Here is a 15946-nt window from a genome sequence, read left to right as displayed (position 1 = left end):
GTCATCCTCGACGGTTGGTTCGAGGATGACGCGGGAGACAGGATTACTGCCCGACTTTGGCGTTCCACTCCGACAGCCACTTGTCGCGGTTGTCGAGCGTGTTTGCGGAGGGAATGAGCTGCAGGCTTTTGACCGTTTCTTCGCCATAGGTGATGTTATTGGCGACCTCTTGGGAGACTTTGACGTCCTTGTTGGTCGGGCTATCCACCAGCTTGTCGGCCAAGGCCTTCTGGGTCTCGGTGGAAAGCCAGAAATCCATGAATTGCAGAGCCAGGTCTTCGTTCTTGGTGCCCTTCGGCACGACAAGCACATTCATGCCGCCGGTCTGGCCTTCCTTTGGAGTCGCCCATGCGAGTGGCAAATCGAGCTTGGTGAAGGGCGCCCAGGAGAAACGACCGATCGGCGCCGCCCAAATTTCTTCCTGCTGCATCAACTGCACGAGCTGCGAGGACTTCACATAGAAGGTAACGATATCGTCTTTCTTCGCGCCGACGGCTTCGATCGGCGCGGCGAGGTCGGGCGTATCCTTGCCCATGGCCTTTCCGAGCATGTAGAGCGCTGGCGGGCCCTGATTGGTCGTGACATTCGGGAAGGCGATGTGATCGACAACGCCGTCCTTCAGCAGATCGCCCCAGCTGTCGATCTTCATCTTGTCGGTTCTATAGACGATCGATGTCGCATAAAGATTGACACCGACGCTCATACCGTCCCCGTTTGGGTCCTTGGCGATGTCGTAGAGCTTCTCGATATTCGGCACCTTCGCCGTGTCGATCTTCTGGATCAGGTCTTTGCGAGCAGCGGCCAACGCATCGGCCATCGAGACGATGGCGAGATCGACCACCGGGTTTGCCTTGTTGGCTTCCATCTTCGCCAGACGCTCGACACTGTTACCGGTTTCGACGACGAGCTTGCAGCCACATTTCTGCTCGAAGGGCGTATAAACGAGTTCCTTGAACTCATCCTGCGCAAAGGCATAGACGGAGATCGTCAATGTCTTGTCCTGCGCCTGCGCGGCACCAAAGGACAGCATCAGCGCGGTGCCGGATGCGAGAATAATCTTTTTCATGATGTGTGTTCTCCAGCTGTGAGGGTTTTTTCTTCAGTCTGCTTCTTGTTATTGGCGGCGGTGGAGCGACGAACAACGAGCTCCATCGCCACTTTGGATACGTCCGCAATCACGCCACCTGAGGCAGGCGGGGTCGCTTTGTTCTCTGCATCAATGGCGGAGACGAGCGCGGTCACAGCAACTTCCGCGATGCGCGCCATATCCATACGGATAGTGGTGAGCGAGGGCGTGACGACCGGCGCCCAGATCAGATCGTCAAAGCCGGTGACGCTCGCCTGCTCAGGCACGGCAATGCCCTCATCCTGAAGTTCGGTGAGAACGCGCAAGGCGTGCAGATCCGAAGCTGCAGCAAAGGCAGTGAAACCCTGTCGCACCTTGTCCGCTACTCCGAGACGGCAGCCCTCTCCATTTTGGAGTTCGAGTGGAGCGATCCATAGTGTTTCGGTTCGGGAGGACGCGGTCAGCCCCGCACGAATACCCCCAACGCGATCATTCTGCACATTGGAATCCGGGTTTCTGGCGATGATGACGACGTTGCGGTGGCCAAGCCCGGCCAGATGGCGACCAATCTGGACACCGCCGTCCCAGTGATCGGCAGCCACCGTATTGCCAGGCGTCGACGGTGAATCGATCACCGCGACCGGGCAATCCACATCGGCGATCCGGGTGCCGCGGCGTGGGATGACAACCATGCCTTCGACGCCACGTTCGATCAGCCGGGTGATCGCCTCGGTCTGTTTGGCAACCTCGCCATGAGAGTCGGCGATCAGGACGCCATAACCGGCGTCTGCGGCCGCCTTCTCGATGGCTTGAGCGATTTGTGGAAAGAGAGGGTTGCCGATATCCGGCAGGACCAATCCGAGAACGCCACTGCGTCCGGTACGAAGAGCGCGGGCTGCCGGACTTGGGACATAACCCACCTCCGCTGCCATCCTGCGGATACGCTCGCCAAGTTCTGCCGAAACACGACCTTTGCCGGAAAGCGCATTTGACACGGTTGCGCTCGACACTCCGAGCGCAGCGGCAATTCCGTGTAGATTTGTGGCAGGCTTTTGCAAAGCCATGGTTCAGCGCCCTTGCTTAAACGTTTAACCAGGCTACTGGAAACTTGCTCGCATGTCGAGTCGCGAATGCGCTTTCACGTCTCACCGCGTGTTTGCGGTCCTCGATCATCGGACGTCTGGTGTGTCCGCTGGTTTACGATCGGGAAAGCAGGCCCTGCTCAGCCAGAACCCATGCCAACATCATTCTACAAAATCGATCAACAATAAAATCTTTTGGCTGTGGCGGGAGCGAACCCATTGCTACGTTTAAGCGTGAGACCCGGCGCTGAAAGGTGGAAACGATGACAGCCACAGTGACTTACATTCACGAGGAGCGGGAAAAGATCGCTTTCGAAGCCGCGCAACTGAAAGCGGCCATGCGCCAAGTCGCAGGCGGCGTCAGTATCATCACGGCGGGGCACGGTGCCCATCGCACAGGAGCGACCGTCACATCGGCCACGGCGCTGTCGATGGAGCCGCCCACCATGATCGTCAACATCAACCGGTCGTCCTCGACATGGCCGGTTATCGCGCGCTTCAACCACTTTTGCGTCAACATCCTGTCCGGCAGCCAGGAAGAGGTCGCATCTCGCTTCGCGGGCATTGGCGGCCTGAAAGGTGAGGAGCGCTATGAGGGGGCGGACTGGTTTGAGCTGGAAAGCGGTGCGTCGGGCTTACGTGGCGCGCTCTCTGTGATCGACTGTGCTGTCGAGGATGTGGTGGAGCGTCACACGCACGCCATCGTTATCGGCCGGGTACTGTCCGTTACCCATGGCGAAGGACGACCGCTTCTCTACCACGCCGGGAGATATCTTCAGATCTGATGATCTGGTGTTCGCAAACCGATTGCCTCAAGCGCTCTTGTGCGCCAGCTCTTCACCGGTGTTTGCAGCAAATTGCTCCAGCGTCATCGTGTCGAGAACCGCCGCTATCGCATCGCGAACATCCGTCATCGACCGACGAACCTGACAGGCCGCCGGATCGGAACAGTCTTCGCAGGCTTCGAAGGCGGTGCGGCTGGCGCAACGGATCGGCGCAAGCGGCCCGTCGAGGGCCCGAATGACCTGACCGATGTAGATATCGGAAGCCGGCTTGGACAGCGCATAACCGCCACCTGGTCCCTTCTTGGAACGCAGCATTCCTTCGTTGCGCAATTCCAACAAAATCGCGTCGAGGAACTTTTTCGGAATATTGTTGCGCGCTGCGATGTCGCTGACGAAGGCGGTCTGACCCTTCTCGAGGTTTGCAAGGTCGATCATGGCCTTGAGGCCGTATTTACCCTTTTTCGTTAGCATTGGCGTCTTTCACATCCAGCAGGTCGCATTCATCAAGCAGCGTCTGCACTCGACATACTGCCCGGTACCTGAACTTTCAATGAATTCCATGAAAATTATCGATTAGCAGATTTTTAGCCGGACGACTCAACCGCCCTGTGGACCACGGCTCGGCCGAGCGTTCTGCGCAGTTGCAAGGCCACGGATGGCATCCGCATTGCCTGTTGCCGCAGAGGCCTCGAAAATCTGCACCGCTTCGCCGTAACGCTTCATGTTGAGGTAGGCATAACCGCGGATGACCATGAGATCGACGCGCTCGGTGGCATATCGTGCCCGTTGGTCGAGGAGTATCAGCGCTTCTTCATAGTGCTTGCTCTCGTAGGCCGCGAGCGCGCGGTCGGTGAGGATTGCCACCTGAAGCTCTGTTGCCTTCTGACGATCCATAGACGACTTCGTTGCTGAAACGGCGGCATTGTCCGTCAACCCCATGCGAAGATAGGCGAGGCTCTGGCCATAGGCAGCGTCGCCGCGAACCGTCGGCTCGCCATTTTTGAGTGCAGCGGAGAAGGCTTTCACCGCTTCGGCCGGCCGGTTGGCCTCCATCAGGCACCAGGCCTGCTGAAGTGCCGCCTGAGCAGAGAGGGATTCCGGATTGGAATGCACGGAGCAGCGACCGGACTGACGCGTACCCCGTGTTGCACGCGCTTGAGGTGGCGGCGCAGCCTCATAAGCGACGGTAGTCGACTGCGGCGCGACCATGCGCGGCGCAGCGGCAATAGCGCGAGGTTGGGACTGCACAGGCGCTGATGCCGTGGCCGCGGGCGCGCTAGTGACAGCACCCGGCTGAGCTGTCGGTCGGCCTATCTCCAGGATGCGCTGCGACTGCGAACCCCACTGGCTCTGGAGACGACGAACCTCCGCCAGATTGTTAAGTTCCTGGTACGTCAGTGCAAGGCCGTAGGCCGATGGTTCATCGTCCGGCTTCCATTGCAAAGCCGTGGAGAACCACTGCTGCGCCATCTGCGGCTGCTGGAAGGCGCGCGAATACCAGCCGAATTCCTGTGCGGTCGCTGCATCCTTTCGTGCAACGGTTTCCGTTGCAATGCGCTGGAGAACATCAGGCTCCAGTGTGACGGGAGGGTCAAGGGCCAGAAGGTTAGCGGCGGCAGCCAGATAGGTTGCGCGCGCACCGTCCGAAGCATCACGCCATTTGAACATGATGTCCTCAGCCTCACGCGGTTCTCCGCGTGCCACCAGCGCAAGCGCCAAGCCTTCCGAGGCGGAGGCGGAATCCTCCACCTCCTTCGCGCGGCGGAACCACTTTTCCGCGTCGTCCATCTTTTCACGCTCGACGTTGTACCAGCCGAGCAGGAGTGCGTCGCTGGCCAACTTGTTGGTTTCCGCCAGACGTTCCATGCGTGAGAGATAGGCAGGTGGGACTTTGACCTTGGGGTCTTCTCCCGCCTTTGCCACGAATTGCCGCGCAAGATCGTCCTTGACCGGCTCGAACTCGAGCTGACCATCGGGTCCCGGTTTTTCGCGCGAGAGGAGGTCTTCCATCATCTCAAGCGGCAGAAGGGTCGAGGCCTTTTGCACGGTTGCCAGACGCTCAGCCGGATTTTGGCAATTGGTCAGGACATAGCCATAAGCGTCGCGTGCACGCTCGGGCTTCTCCGTCCTGGCGAAGGCCTCTGCCACTCTCCAGAGAACATCGACTTCGCTACACGTCAAGAGGCCTGGATTTTCGGATGCGACGCCGAGCACCGCACTGTATTGCTTCAAGTCAGACGCGTTCACCAGACGCTGGCGCGCTTCGGCAAGGTCAAGCATTTGCGTCAGATTATCCGGCGGCTGCCAGCCGGCTTCCGCAGCTTGGCGATCGGCGATCGCCTTGCGGGCTTCCGAATATCGGCCGGTTGCATACAGTTGCCAGATCCCCTCCAACTGCGGATCCCCGGTGGGCGCGGCCGCAGCAGGATCGGCAGGCGGTGTCCAATTCGGGTAAAGTGCTTTCAGTCGCGCGATTTCGGCCTGGAGACGTGCCGTGTCGCCGCGTGCGGCGAAGTAGCGAAGCGCGCTTTCATCGACGACCGGCGCTGCAGCACCTGCACCAGCCTGAGGCGTCGGCACTGTGTTTTGAGGTGCCTGCTGAGTCGTTCTGGGTGCCTGTGCAACATCGGCCGAAGAGGTAGCGGAGGATGATGGCTGTTTGTTGCCAAGCGCAAGTGGGCCATCGCCTTTCTGGACGTCGGCGTTGTTCAAGCCAGCGGCGAACGCATGTGTTCCGGCTCCTTGCGTCGGAGCGGAATGAACAGCACTCACTCGGCCAAGAAGGGCATCGCGCGACTGGTAGATGCCAGCGGCGCACAGTGCCAGGACGGCAGCGGACAGCAACAGTGGCTTCTTGTTCATAGGCACTCCTGATTCGCTTGCGCTACGAAAGACAAAGCCAAGAGATGCAACGTAGATGGATAATAAAGTGTTGACGCGTAGGTCTTCAGGTCCGGCGGAATAGGCGTTTTGCTGGCTTTGCAGGCCAAAAGTGCCGGCATCATCCGGTAGCCAGCATCAGAAAGCACGTCCTTTGGTGTGCCGGATTTAAGATCGAAGGTGGCGACATTGCCGTTCTCAAGCGACATGCCAGCCGCCATTTTTGTGTAGAGATCGGGTGTGCCCGCACCGCCTCTGACCAGATAAAGGGGAATGCGCACGGAATTGTAGCCGAACTCCTGGGCAAATCCATCGGCTGGGCGCGGCTTTGTCCGAACCGAAACCCAGTCGGCTGGAAGTTTGCGTGGACCGAAGGCAAAGCCGTTCATCGCGGCGAGACCATCCGCTGCAAGCTTGTTCCATAGGGGCGACGGCGAAAGCGCGTTGAGAAGCGGAAAGGCTTCGAAGATATAGTAGGACGGATTGACGACTGGTCCGTCGGGTCGGTCGTTATCGGCAAATCCCGAAACGGCGGGAAGAAGCAGGGTTCGCCCGCCGCGTTCCACGACCGCCTTGTCGAGCACCGCCTTGGCAATGGTGCGCCCGGCATCTTCAAGATCCTGGCGGCCCCACTGCCGGGCTGCCAGCGCCAGCGCCTGGGCGATCAGGATATCGCCATCGGTCGCGTTGTTGATGTCGGATACATGCGGTGTCGATCGCGGATCCCACTTCCAAGCCGCAAGACCATCGTCGCGCACAAGAAGTTCGGTTTTGGTGAAGGACCAGATCAGCTCGAAATTCGCCTGATCGTCGGCAAGAACGGCAAGCCACATGCCGTAGCCTTGACCTTCACTATGACTGATCCCGTTATTGCCAGTATCGACAATCCGGCCAGACGCATCGAGAAATGCCGTCCTGTAACTTTGCCAGTCCGCCGCGTTTATGGAGGCTGCCTTGACGCTTAGCGGAACCATGAGCACCCCCAGCAGCAAAACCATTCGTGTCAGCGATCGAGCAATGGTCATCATGGTTTGCGTCCGAGCCCCCGCAGAAGAAGGAAGGTAACCCATCCGAGCAGCGACAGAAAGCCGATGAACACCAGTGCGTAGGAGAGCGTGTTGCTGGACAGCCAGTTGGCTGCGATCAAACGCCAATTGGAAAAAGTCGCGGGACCGGTGTCGAAGAAGGTCTGCTGTTCGGCAACGATCGTCTCGACCTTGTCGGCAGCCGGATCATAGGTGGCGATACGCCCGGACAGGCCCGTCCATCGCTTCAGTTCGGTCATCGATTTGACACCGGACCTCAAGGTATCGATGGCCGGTGCCGTGGCAAGCGTCCACACGCCCTCGCCTCCAGGGCTCAAGCCCTGTGCCAGCATGAAGTTGACATTTCCGGGCGGCGTATAGACCTGCTCCGCTCCGGGGAGAAACCGGAAAGTTTCCTCGCTGATATCGAAGTTGCGCCTGATCCACTCCTCGAAGGAAGAGATTTGCCCTTGCCACACGCCGCCGTCGACGCGCTCGCGCCAGTTTTCGAACAACTCATCGGTCTGCTCGGCCGGTGGCGTCGCACGTCCTCCCCCTTCTCCCCAGCTTGTCTGGCTGGCAGGAGCGATGTTGAATTGGGCCGCGAGAGCAGGCGGAATCTGGGCCAGCGTGCCGATGAAGACGGCGTCTCTGTCTCCTACGGCAGCAATGGAACTGACGAGATCGATTGCGACAGGCTGACCCGCGGCGAGCGCCATGCGACCGAGAAGCGTCGCCGCAGACGACATGACGTCTGGATCGATCCGCTCCATGTAGACCGCAACCGGTTGCTGAGAGGCGTGATAGGGCTGTATCACACCGCGATTGGCGGCCAGATCGGGGGCTCGTCCGATGCGTGCGAAATTCGGCATGTGGAATTCGGACGTATCGAACAGCGCAAAACGCGGCGTTGCGCTTGCCGTCGTGCCCGGTAGGCAGTCCGAATCCGCCTGCGTTTGCATAACCGCTTCGATAGCGACCGTATTGGCGCCTGGCACGAAATGCCGCAGCGTCACCTTGATGGGCAAGTGCCGGAAGATGCCGCCGCCGCGGTTTGAAACCGGCACTGTGGAGGCAATGTTTCCGTTCACATAGACATCGATATGGCTTCCGGGCAGCACGTCGCTGGCATAGGCTGCATCGAGAAGCAGCGTGGCCTCACCATAGGCGGCGGCGTAGAAATCGGCAGGAATGCCTATGGTGAAATCGGTTCTGAACCGCCGTCCTGAAAACTCGGCGCTCTTAACGCCAAGGGATGACAGCGAAAGCCGACGGTCACCGAAAACCAACGGCGCATCCGGCGTATGCCAATTGCGCGTCGACAAGAACGATCGGAGCGAACCTGTCGGGCGCTCAGCCGATGCCGCAAGACTGTCGATCGCCGTCTGCAGTGCCTGAGGCGTGGGGCCTCCGACAATCAAAGCCGAAAGATTGCTGACGATGTTGCTTTCGAAACCCGCATAGGGGCCGGCAAGGACTTCCGGCGGAACAGAGCTTGCGATCGCGGCAATCTCGCGCGACGTGCCTGCCAGTACGATCAGAGACCCTGCCTTTCGCTCCTTCGGCACCGCTGTGTGGAAGGCGATCTCCTGATTGGGCATCTGCGTGCGCAGCGCGAGCGCCTGCGAAAGCTTCAGCAAAGATTCCGCCATAACCGGGTTTGCCAGACCTGGAGCCACGATGTCGATGGAGGTCAGGCCCTCACTGCCAGCTCCGATCGCCTGAATGTCTTCGATCGTTTCAAAACGGTTCGCGACATCGGCGTTGAGCGTGATGAAGGTGCCAGCGGGATTGATGTCGGTCCACAGAGCGTAGGTGGACTCGATCGTGCAGTCCGTGCGGTGACGCTGCTTGACACCAAGTGTCACGACATTTGCGCCCGCCTGAAGCGTGCCCGGTGGAATAGGGATTGAAAGGCTGCCCTCCGCATCAGGCGACGCCACGCTCTTTTTTTCCAGCGGCACGCTGTTGATCGAGATTTCCAGGTTCGAGCTTTCCGGCGCGATCACCACGGCGTTCTGATACGCGATCGTAATAGCCTGGGCTGCCTGAGCCTGCTGCTGCGTCAGGTAGATCGTCCATTGCCGCTGATCAATCTCACCAGAGAGGCTGAGCTCGGTGAAGGGCAATATGTAGCGACGGCGCGGATCGACCGAGGTCTGGACCGGCTGAGGCGCCGCCGGTGCAGGCTGGGCCTGAGGCTGTGGCAAAGTTTGGGGCTGCGAGGGCGCTGGTTGAGGAGAAACCGGAGGAACTTGCGCAGGGGTAGCCGGAACGAGCGACGGCTGCGGAGGCGAGGATTGCTGTGCAGGAGGCACGACCGTGGGTGGCGTAGCGGGGGGCGATACAGAAGGCGCCTGCGGCACTGCCTGAGGAGCTGGCTGCGGCATCGGCTGCATCGGCACCGGTCTAGCCGGAGGCGGGCTGGCCGGACGTTCTGGCGACATGTCGAAGGGTGCGGTTTGCGCAAGCGCGCTCGCCGATACCATTGCGTAAAAGCCTGCAAGAAGGAGCGATTTTCTCATCACTTGGCCACTCCTGCCGCAGCCTTCTGCCGCGCTCTCGATCGGAAAGAGCGCATGAAGTAGTAAAGGCCGCGTTGTGTTTGAAACACCGCGATGCCCATGAAGGTAATCGTGCCGCGGATCAGTCCGGGATTGCCTCTGCGCGCACGCTGGAACTCTGTCCATTGTTCAGAATTGGCAAAGATCAGATCCGCGATAAGGCGATGTTCGATATTTTCCTTCGGCGCAAAGGTGCAGCCAACCGAGGTAAAGCCCTGCTGCTTGACGGTGCGGACGATGTCGATCGTCATCGATGACGGCGCGCCAGGGCTATACGGTTCGACACGGATAATTGCCTTGTGACCTTTCTCCAGAGCGTCCAGATTCTGTTCGAAGATGTTGATCAGCATCCCATGGACAGACACGTTCTGAACCGTTGCCGGGAGCCAGGGGCCGCCTTCTTCCAGCTGCAGCTCGCACCGCCGCTTGACGGTGATGCGCCGCGACGCCGATTTCTCGCCGCGTTCGGAAACGACGCCGAGAGCACAACCGGCAAAGATGATGTTAAGCAGGTTCCAACCACCGACGACGAGCGTGACATCCGCCTTATAGGGCTCGGCATAGATACGATAGATCGCAAAGATCATAGCGATGATCAGCACGAAGAAGATGACGAAGAAGGGCCGGCTGATTTCCGACAGGCGGGCTTCGCTGATCGACTCGTCCTTGGCCGTTACCTTGAAGGTCGGCTTGCTGGGATTGAAGAGTACCGACACGACAGCAGGCAAGAGGTGCACCGTCTGGACATATTCGTAGAGTTCGGAAATCCACGGCCAGCGGAAACTTCCATAGAGGAAGTTCTGCATCATCAGGTTCACCAGCATGTAGGCGGCTGTATAGGCGAGGAACTCGCCGCCGGATGCAACGAAGATCTGAAGGTCGAAGAAGAGATAGAAGAGCGGCGCAAACAGGAAGATGGTGCGCGGGAACGGAAAAAGCCAGAACAGCGTCGACGACATGTAGCAAAGCCGCTGGGTGAAGGAGAGCCCGCGTCTGAAAAGCGGCTGACGGAAGATCAGGATCTGCATCATGCCCTGCGCCCACCGGCTTCTCTGACCGATGAAGCTGGTGAAGGTCGCCGGCTGAAGACCGGCAATCAGTGGCTTATCGACATAGAGACTGTTCCAGCCGCGCGAATGGAGCGCGAGTGCTGTCTCGCAATCCTCGGTGATGCTGACGCCGCTAAATCCGTCGGTCTCCTTCAGCGCGGTGCGGCGCAAGACCGCTGCCGATCCGCAGAAGAAGGCACCGTTCCATTTGTCCAATCCGCGCTGGATGATGCCGTAGAACATCTCGTTCTCGCTCGGCATGGTCTCGAAGGTGCGTAGATTGCGCTCGATTGGATCCGGATTGACGAAGAAGTGGGGCGTTTGGACGAGAAACAATCTCGGGTCTTCCTCGAAATAGCCGACGGTTTCGAGAAGAAAATCGCGCGCGGGCGCATGGTCGGCATCGAAAACGGTGACGAGTTCGCCGGTAGAGTGATCGAGACCATTGTTGAGATTGCCCGCCTTGGCGTGGACGTTGCGCTCACGCGTCAGGTAGTTGACGCCAAGATCGGCGCAAAGCTTCTGCAACTCCGTATGCCGCCTGGTGGCGGCCTGCGCTTCCAGCCCGTTCGGCGCATTGCGCTTTTGTAAGGTGCCGCCATCATCCAACAGCCAGACGGTGAACCTCTCTGCGGGGTAATCCATGTTCTTGGCGGCGGCGAGCGTGTTGGCGAGAAGCTCTGCATCCTCATTGTAGGTCGGCACAAACACATCCACCGTCGGCAGATAGCTAGGCGAACCGGGACGTGTCTTGCGCGAGGGCAGCGGCATCGAGACAATGACAAGGCTGAGGGCCAGCATCAATACGCTATACATCTCGGCGAGATAGAGCAGGAAGCCTGGAATGAAGTTTTCGAGCTGATTGACGGGCGGCAAGGTGCTGGTCGTACGCCAATAGACATAGCGCAGCACGATTGCGGTGCCGAAGCCGAGACCGATCAGCCGCCATGCACCCTTGCCGTTCAGCGATTTGATGGTGGCAAGCAAAGCCAGCGAAATGGCAGTCGCGATAAGGTGCGTCTGTAGGCTGACGGGTAACGTGATGATCAGCAAGACACAGGCCGATACGAACAGCCAGAGGGTGAAAGCGATGACCTTGCTCATCAGCGAACCTTTACATCAAGTCGATAAGAAGCGGACCGCTCCCTGGCCTCATGCCACTGGCCCTAACTGCAACGAGAAGACCAGGTGGATCAGTTACACTTAAAACAGTTAATTGCAGGTTTGCCCGTTCGCTTGACCTGTGACGCAGGCAGGCGAAGGAATGGCAACCCGTTTCGTTTCGATACGCCGTACCGGCGGGGGCACGTCTGCCGGTCTGCTGCCCGCCGCCGCTGGCGCTGCCGGAGACGGGATGAGAACAGCCGGTCTGGCTGGGGCAGCTTGCTGTTGTTGGACAACGACAGGCGGTTGGGCTGGCGAGACCGTCACAGAGGTGCGTGGCCGCGCTCGAACGGGAGCCGCTAGAGGTGTCTGGGTGCCAGGCTGCATGGGAGCAGCACCCGAAACCGGGTAGATCGGATTGCCTGCGCGCCCGAGGCTCTTGTCGGGGTCTAGGGCGGTTCCATACGGATTCCAGTTGGTAGACAGATAGTTGCCGGTGATCGTGTAATTATACATCACCGTCAGGAGGTCGCGTGTCGTAACGCCGGACTGACAGAGCCGGAGCGTCACATTGATGCGGCCGAGATTTTTGAAGCCCTGTCGCGCGCTTTCCGGGGATCGAATCTGCTGCCATCCGTAAATGCAGGCGTCGTTGCCATAACCTCTGCCCGACGCGTAGGAGAAAGTGCCGTAATTGTTCTGCAGATATTCGGCGGAGGTCGACATCGCCACGCCGGGAAACGCACTTCTGATCTCACGCGAGATCGAAGAGGCACGCAGGCTGCTCTCCGACAGTCCACCTCTGCCCGTATCTTCAGCTTTTTGCGGTCCGTAAAGCTGTACTTTGAGATAATTCTGACCGGGCGTCGCCGCATCCGAGCGCAGAATCACGTCTTGCTGAACGGCGTTGGCATAGTTGCGATTGATGACGGTGAGAACTTCCGGGCCGCCGGGTGGTGGAAAGATCAGCGCTTCTTCCGGTGTCAGCATTTTCGGCACCCCGGACTGCTGGACACCTGCCGGCGTATTGCAACCTGAGAGCGTCATGGCCACGCCGCATGCCAATGCTATCGCAATGGCGGTGTTCATCACCCCGCCACGCCCCTTTGACGGGGTCCGAACATCACGAATCACATGTGACACAATCATGGTTACGAAATACGTGAGCGGCATGAATTAGCAATCCGAAATGTCGATGACACAGATTGATGCCGCTCGTTGCGGCACGACGTTCATTTTCCCTCACGGGAACTTTATCCTCTGACCAAGATTGGGCCAATGGTTCCCCTTTTGGGCGACAGCCGCTATGACGAGTTGACGCGCGGCGCGACGAAATGAAAATACGGAAAGAGCAACAGCATGGAAGACCAGACCTTGAGCGCCACAGCACAACTGACGGATGAAGTCACCGCTTTGAGGAGATGGCTGGAAGAGGCTGCTTTGCCATTATGGTGGGAGGCCGGCGCGGCCAAACCCGACGGCGGCTTTCACGAGAGGGTCGGTCAAGATGGCAAGCCGGTTTTGGGCGATAATCGTCGCGCCCGAGTACAGCCCCGCCAAGCCTATTGCTATGCGGCAGCTGGCGAAAACGGTTGGAACGGCGAGTGGCAGCGCGCCATCAATCACGGTCTCGACTGGTTCGATAAGGTATATCTTCTGGAAAGCGGACTCTATGGCAATCTCGCCGATGCCTCCGGAAAGCTGATCGATCCATCCTTCGATCTCTACAATCAGGCCTTCGCCCTTTTTGCTGCAGCCCAGACGGCGACCGCTTTGCCGGAGAGAAAGCACGAGATGCTGGAGCGGGCGCTCGGCATTCTCTCGTTGCTCAAAGAGCGTTATGCTCATTCCGAACAGGGTTTTGAAGAAGACAATCCATCTCGCTATCCGCTCTGCTCTAACCCCCATATGCATCTTTTCGAAGCCATGCTGGCCTGGGAAACGGTGGACCCGACCGGTCCCTGGACCGCTGTGGCCGACGAGATTGCAAATCTCGCGATGACACGTTTCATCGATCAGAAAAATGGCGGTCTGCGCGAATTCTTCGACAAGAATTGGGCCCCTGCACCAGGCGAAAAAGGCCGCATCATGGAGCCCGGTCACCAGTTCGAGTGGGCTTGGCTTCTGGTCAGATGGGGGCTTTTGCGCAACAGCTTCGATGCCATTCAAAAGGCAAAGCGGATGTTCGAAATCGGCGAAAGCCACGGTATTTGCCCGCGCCGGAAAGTCGCGGTGATGAGCCTTCTCGACGATTTCAGTGTCCATGATGCGCTTGCACGCTTCTGGCCGCAGACGGAATGGCTTAAGGCCGCCGTTCGTTTGGCAAGCGCCACCGAAGGTGAGGAACGCCACCGTTATCTCACTTCAGCCTCGCGAGCCGTGATGGCGATCCAGCCCTTTCTCGACACTCCGGTCAAAGGCCTCTGGTTCGACAAGTGGCCGGCTGATGCGCCGATGCTCGACGAACCGGCACCGGCCAGCACTTTCTACCATATCGTCTGCGCCATTTACGAAGCCGATAGCGTATTAAAAGCACTAAGCGCCAAGACAGCAGGACCGCGACAAGACGTCGGCTCTTCAGCCCCGCAATGACGCCCACACCTTTTCTGCTGCCGCGAAAGATTTTTCGCGGCTTAAAAGACGGCCATGAAAAGAATTGTCTTTGACCTTGGCAGCAGTGTGAAAACATTGCTGTCAATGCAAAGACTTCCCATGGACACTGAAGCCGTCATGGTCCTAAATGGCAGCATGACGCCGCCCGCCATCCGAACCCGGAGTCCCTCATGCCGTCCTCCCTCTCGCGCCGTTCTCTCCTGAAAACCGCAGCATTGCTTGCAGCCTCCACCACGCTGATGCGGGCAGATTTGACTTGGGCTGCGGATAGCGGCGAGAGACTGGTTGTGGCAGCGGATTCGGAGCCGAAGAACCTCAACCCGGCAATCGTGGCGTCCAATGGTGTTTTCTACATTGCCAGCAAGATCGTCGAGCCGCTGGCCGAAGCCTCCTTCAACGGCAAGAACGGTTTGGAACCGCGGCTTGCGACGTCCTGGGAAGGATCGCGGGACGGTTTGAGTGCGACCTTCAGGTTGCGCCAGGGCGTGACCTGGCATGACGGCAAGCCGTTCACCTCCGCCGATGTCGCCTTCTCCGCACTTTCCGTTTGGAAGCCACTTCAGAATCTCGGTCGGCTGGTATTCGCCAATCTCGATCGCGTGGAAACGCCGGATGAGCACACAGCCATTTTTCATTTCTCCAAGCCCACACCGTTCCAGCTTATCCGCAACGCGCTTCCAGTGGTGACGAGCGTTCTGCCGAAACACCTTTATGACGGCACCGATATCGCCACCAACCCGCTGAATACCAAACCGGTCGGTACCGGGCCGTTCGTCTTTGCCGAATACAAACCCGGCGAATATTACCGTCTGACGCGAAACGACAAATACTGGAGCAAGGGTCAGCCGAAGCTCAGCGAAATCATCTATCGCGTGCTCCCTGATCGCGCAGGTGCCGCAACCGCACTTGAAGCTGGCGAAATCCAGCTTGCAGCCTTCTCCGCCGTTCCACTGACGGATCTTGCCCGTATCGCGAAGGAACCCGGCATCAAGGTTATTGCCGATGGCTACGAAGCGCTGACCTATCAGCTCGTGGTGGAGATCAACCACCGCCGCAAGGAGCTTGCGGATCTCAAGGTGCGGCAAGCCATTGCTCACGCGATCGACAAGAAGCTTGTCGTTGACACGGTCTTCCTGGGCTACGCCACGAATTCGACTGGTCCTGTGCCGAAGAACGCGCCGCAGTTCTATACGCCCGACGTGAAGCTCTACGATTTCAGCGTCGAGAAGGCCAATGCCCTTCTGGACGAGGCCGGCTATCCACGTGGTGCCGATGGAACCCGCTTCTCACTGAAGCTGCTGCCAGCGCCCTACTTCAATGAGACCAAGCAATTCGGCGCTTATCTGCGCCAGGCGCTTTCCGCTGTTGGCATCGACGCGCAGCTGGTAAATAATGACGCTGCTGCGCATCAAAAGGCGGTTTACACTGACCATGCATTCGATCTCGCCGTTGCACCGACCGTCTTTCGCGGCGACCCCGCCATCTCCACCACTATCCTGGTGAAGTCAGGGACACCCGCTGGCGTGCCCTTCTCCAACCAGGGCGGTTACGAGAACAAGGAACTGGACGCCCTTATCGACAAGGCCGCAGAAACGGTAGACGAGAAGCAGCGAACCGACCTCTACAAGACCTTCCAGCAGAAGGTGAAAGAAGACCTTCCAATCATCAACGTTGCCGAGTGGGGCTTCATTACGGTTGCCCGCGATACGGTGAAAAACGTTGCAGATAATCCAAGGTGGGCAGTTTCAAACTGGGCGGACACCGCCGTCGAGGAGTAA

General features: G+C 58.9%; 11 protein-coding genes. 3 read left to right on the top strand and 8 right to left on the bottom strand.

Translation table 11 applies throughout. The features are described from left to right. Positions 1-43: 43 nt before the first annotated feature. On the bottom strand, positions 44-1066 hold the full coding sequence (locus WKI41_RS11270; RefSeq protein WP_340193574.1) for an ABC transporter substrate-binding protein: 1023 nt from the start codon (positions 1064-1066) through the stop codon (positions 44-46). Next, positions 1063-2130, bottom strand: a complete 1068-nt coding sequence (locus WKI41_RS11265) for a LacI family DNA-binding transcriptional regulator (protein ID WP_340193573.1) — start codon at positions 2128-2130, stop codon at positions 1063-1065. The genes WKI41_RS11270 and WKI41_RS11265 overlap by 4 nt, the downstream gene beginning before the upstream one ends. A gap of 281 nt (positions 2131-2411) precedes the next feature. Here WKI41_RS11265 and WKI41_RS11260 point away from each other — a divergent pair, with 281 nt between their 5' ends. Continuing rightward, entirely contained in the window at positions 2412-2933 is a 522-nt protein-coding gene (locus WKI41_RS11260) for a flavin reductase family protein (protein ID WP_340193572.1), read from the top strand. A 27-nt stretch (positions 2934-2960) separates the two neighbouring features. On the opposite strand, the gene WKI41_RS11255 is transcribed toward WKI41_RS11260, so the two are convergent. The 6 genes from WKI41_RS11255 to bcsN form a co-directional block, all read right to left on the bottom strand. Continuing rightward, the gene (locus WKI41_RS11255) at positions 2961-3404 is read right to left on the bottom strand and encodes an Rrf2 family transcriptional regulator (RefSeq protein ID WP_340193571.1); all 444 of its coding nucleotides are present in this window, start codon (positions 3402-3404) and stop codon (positions 2961-2963) included. Positions 3405-3530: 126 nt separating this feature from the next. Beyond that, a complete protein-coding gene (locus WKI41_RS11250; protein WP_340193570.1) occupies positions 3531-5795 on the bottom strand; it encodes a tetratricopeptide repeat protein in 2265 nt (754 codons plus the stop codon). Continuing rightward, positions 5792-6841, bottom strand: a complete 1050-nt coding sequence (locus WKI41_RS11245; protein ID WP_425341016.1) for a glycosyl hydrolase family 8 — start codon at positions 6839-6841, stop codon at positions 5792-5794. The genes WKI41_RS11250 and WKI41_RS11245 overlap by 4 nt, the downstream gene beginning before the upstream one ends. Then, a complete protein-coding gene (locus tag WKI41_RS11240; protein ID WP_340193569.1) occupies positions 6838-9363 on the bottom strand; it encodes a cellulose biosynthesis cyclic di-GMP-binding regulatory protein BcsB in 2526 nt (841 codons plus the stop codon). The genes WKI41_RS11245 and WKI41_RS11240 overlap by 4 nt, the downstream gene beginning before the upstream one ends. After that, a complete protein-coding gene (bcsA, locus tag WKI41_RS11235; RefSeq protein WP_340193568.1) occupies positions 9363-11555 on the bottom strand; it encodes a UDP-forming cellulose synthase catalytic subunit in 2193 nt (730 codons plus the stop codon). The genes WKI41_RS11240 and bcsA overlap by 1 nt, the downstream gene beginning before the upstream one ends. 108 nt (positions 11556-11663) lie before the next feature. Further along, positions 11664-12644 carry a cellulose biosynthesis protein BcsN gene (gene bcsN, locus WKI41_RS11230; protein ID WP_340193567.1) on the bottom strand — a complete coding sequence of 327 codons (981 nt, stop codon included), beginning with the start codon at positions 12642-12644 and terminating at the stop codon, positions 11664-11666. Between the two features lie 270 nt (positions 12645-12914). Between bcsN and WKI41_RS11225 the strand changes: the two genes are divergently transcribed. After that, complete coding sequence (locus tag WKI41_RS11225; protein ID WP_340193566.1) at positions 12915-14147, top strand: AGE family epimerase/isomerase; 1233 nt, start codon at positions 12915-12917, stop codon at positions 14145-14147. A 191-nt stretch (positions 14148-14338) separates the two neighbouring features. Further along, positions 14339-15946, top strand: a complete 1608-nt coding sequence (locus WKI41_RS11220) for an ABC transporter substrate-binding protein (protein ID WP_340193565.1) — start codon at positions 14339-14341, stop codon at positions 15944-15946.

Origin of the sequence: Agrobacterium larrymoorei (assembly GCF_037722385.1) — a bacterium.
GTDB classification, from domain to species: domain Bacteria; phylum Pseudomonadota; class Alphaproteobacteria; order Rhizobiales; family Rhizobiaceae; genus Agrobacterium; species Agrobacterium larrymoorei_C.
This window is presented reverse-complemented; position numbering and strand designations above follow the sequence as displayed.

Bases quoted from the DNA above. Each gene is read 5' to 3' on its own strand.
- WKI41_RS11270 (WP_340193574.1), bottom strand. From the start codon at position 1,066: ATGAAAAAGATTATTCTCGCATCCGGCACCGCGCTGATGCTGTCCTTT.
- WKI41_RS11265 (WP_340193573.1), bottom strand. From the start codon at position 2,130: ATGGCTTTGCAAAAGCCTGCCACAAATCTACACGGAATTGCCGCTGCG.
- WKI41_RS11260 (WP_340193572.1), top strand. From the start codon at position 2,412: ATGACAGCCACAGTGACTTACATTCACGAGGAGCGGGAAAAGATCGCT.
- WKI41_RS11255 (WP_340193571.1), bottom strand. From the start codon at position 3,404: ATGCTAACGAAAAAGGGTAAATACGGCCTCAAGGCCATGATCGACCTT.
- WKI41_RS11250 (WP_340193570.1), bottom strand. From the start codon at position 5,795: ATGAACAAGAAGCCACTGTTGCTGTCCGCTGCCGTCCTGGCACTGTGC.
- WKI41_RS11245 (WP_425341016.1), bottom strand. From the start codon at position 6,841: ATGATGACCATTGCTCGATCGCTGACACGAATGGTTTTGCTGCTGGGG.
- WKI41_RS11240 (WP_340193569.1), bottom strand. From the start codon at position 9,363: ATGAGAAAATCGCTCCTTCTTGCAGGCTTTTACGCAATGGTATCGGCG.
- bcsA (WP_340193568.1), bottom strand. From the start codon at position 11,555: ATGAGCAAGGTCATCGCTTTCACCCTCTGGCTGTTCGTATCGGCCTGT.
- bcsN (WP_340193567.1), bottom strand. From the start codon at position 12,644: ATGAACACCGCCATTGCGATAGCATTGGCATGCGGCGTGGCCATGACG.
- WKI41_RS11225 (WP_340193566.1), top strand. From the start codon at position 12,915: ATGGAAGACCAGACCTTGAGCGCCACAGCACAACTGACGGATGAAGTC.
- WKI41_RS11220 (WP_340193565.1), top strand. From the start codon at position 14,339: ATGCCGTCCTCCCTCTCGCGCCGTTCTCTCCTGAAAACCGCAGCATTG.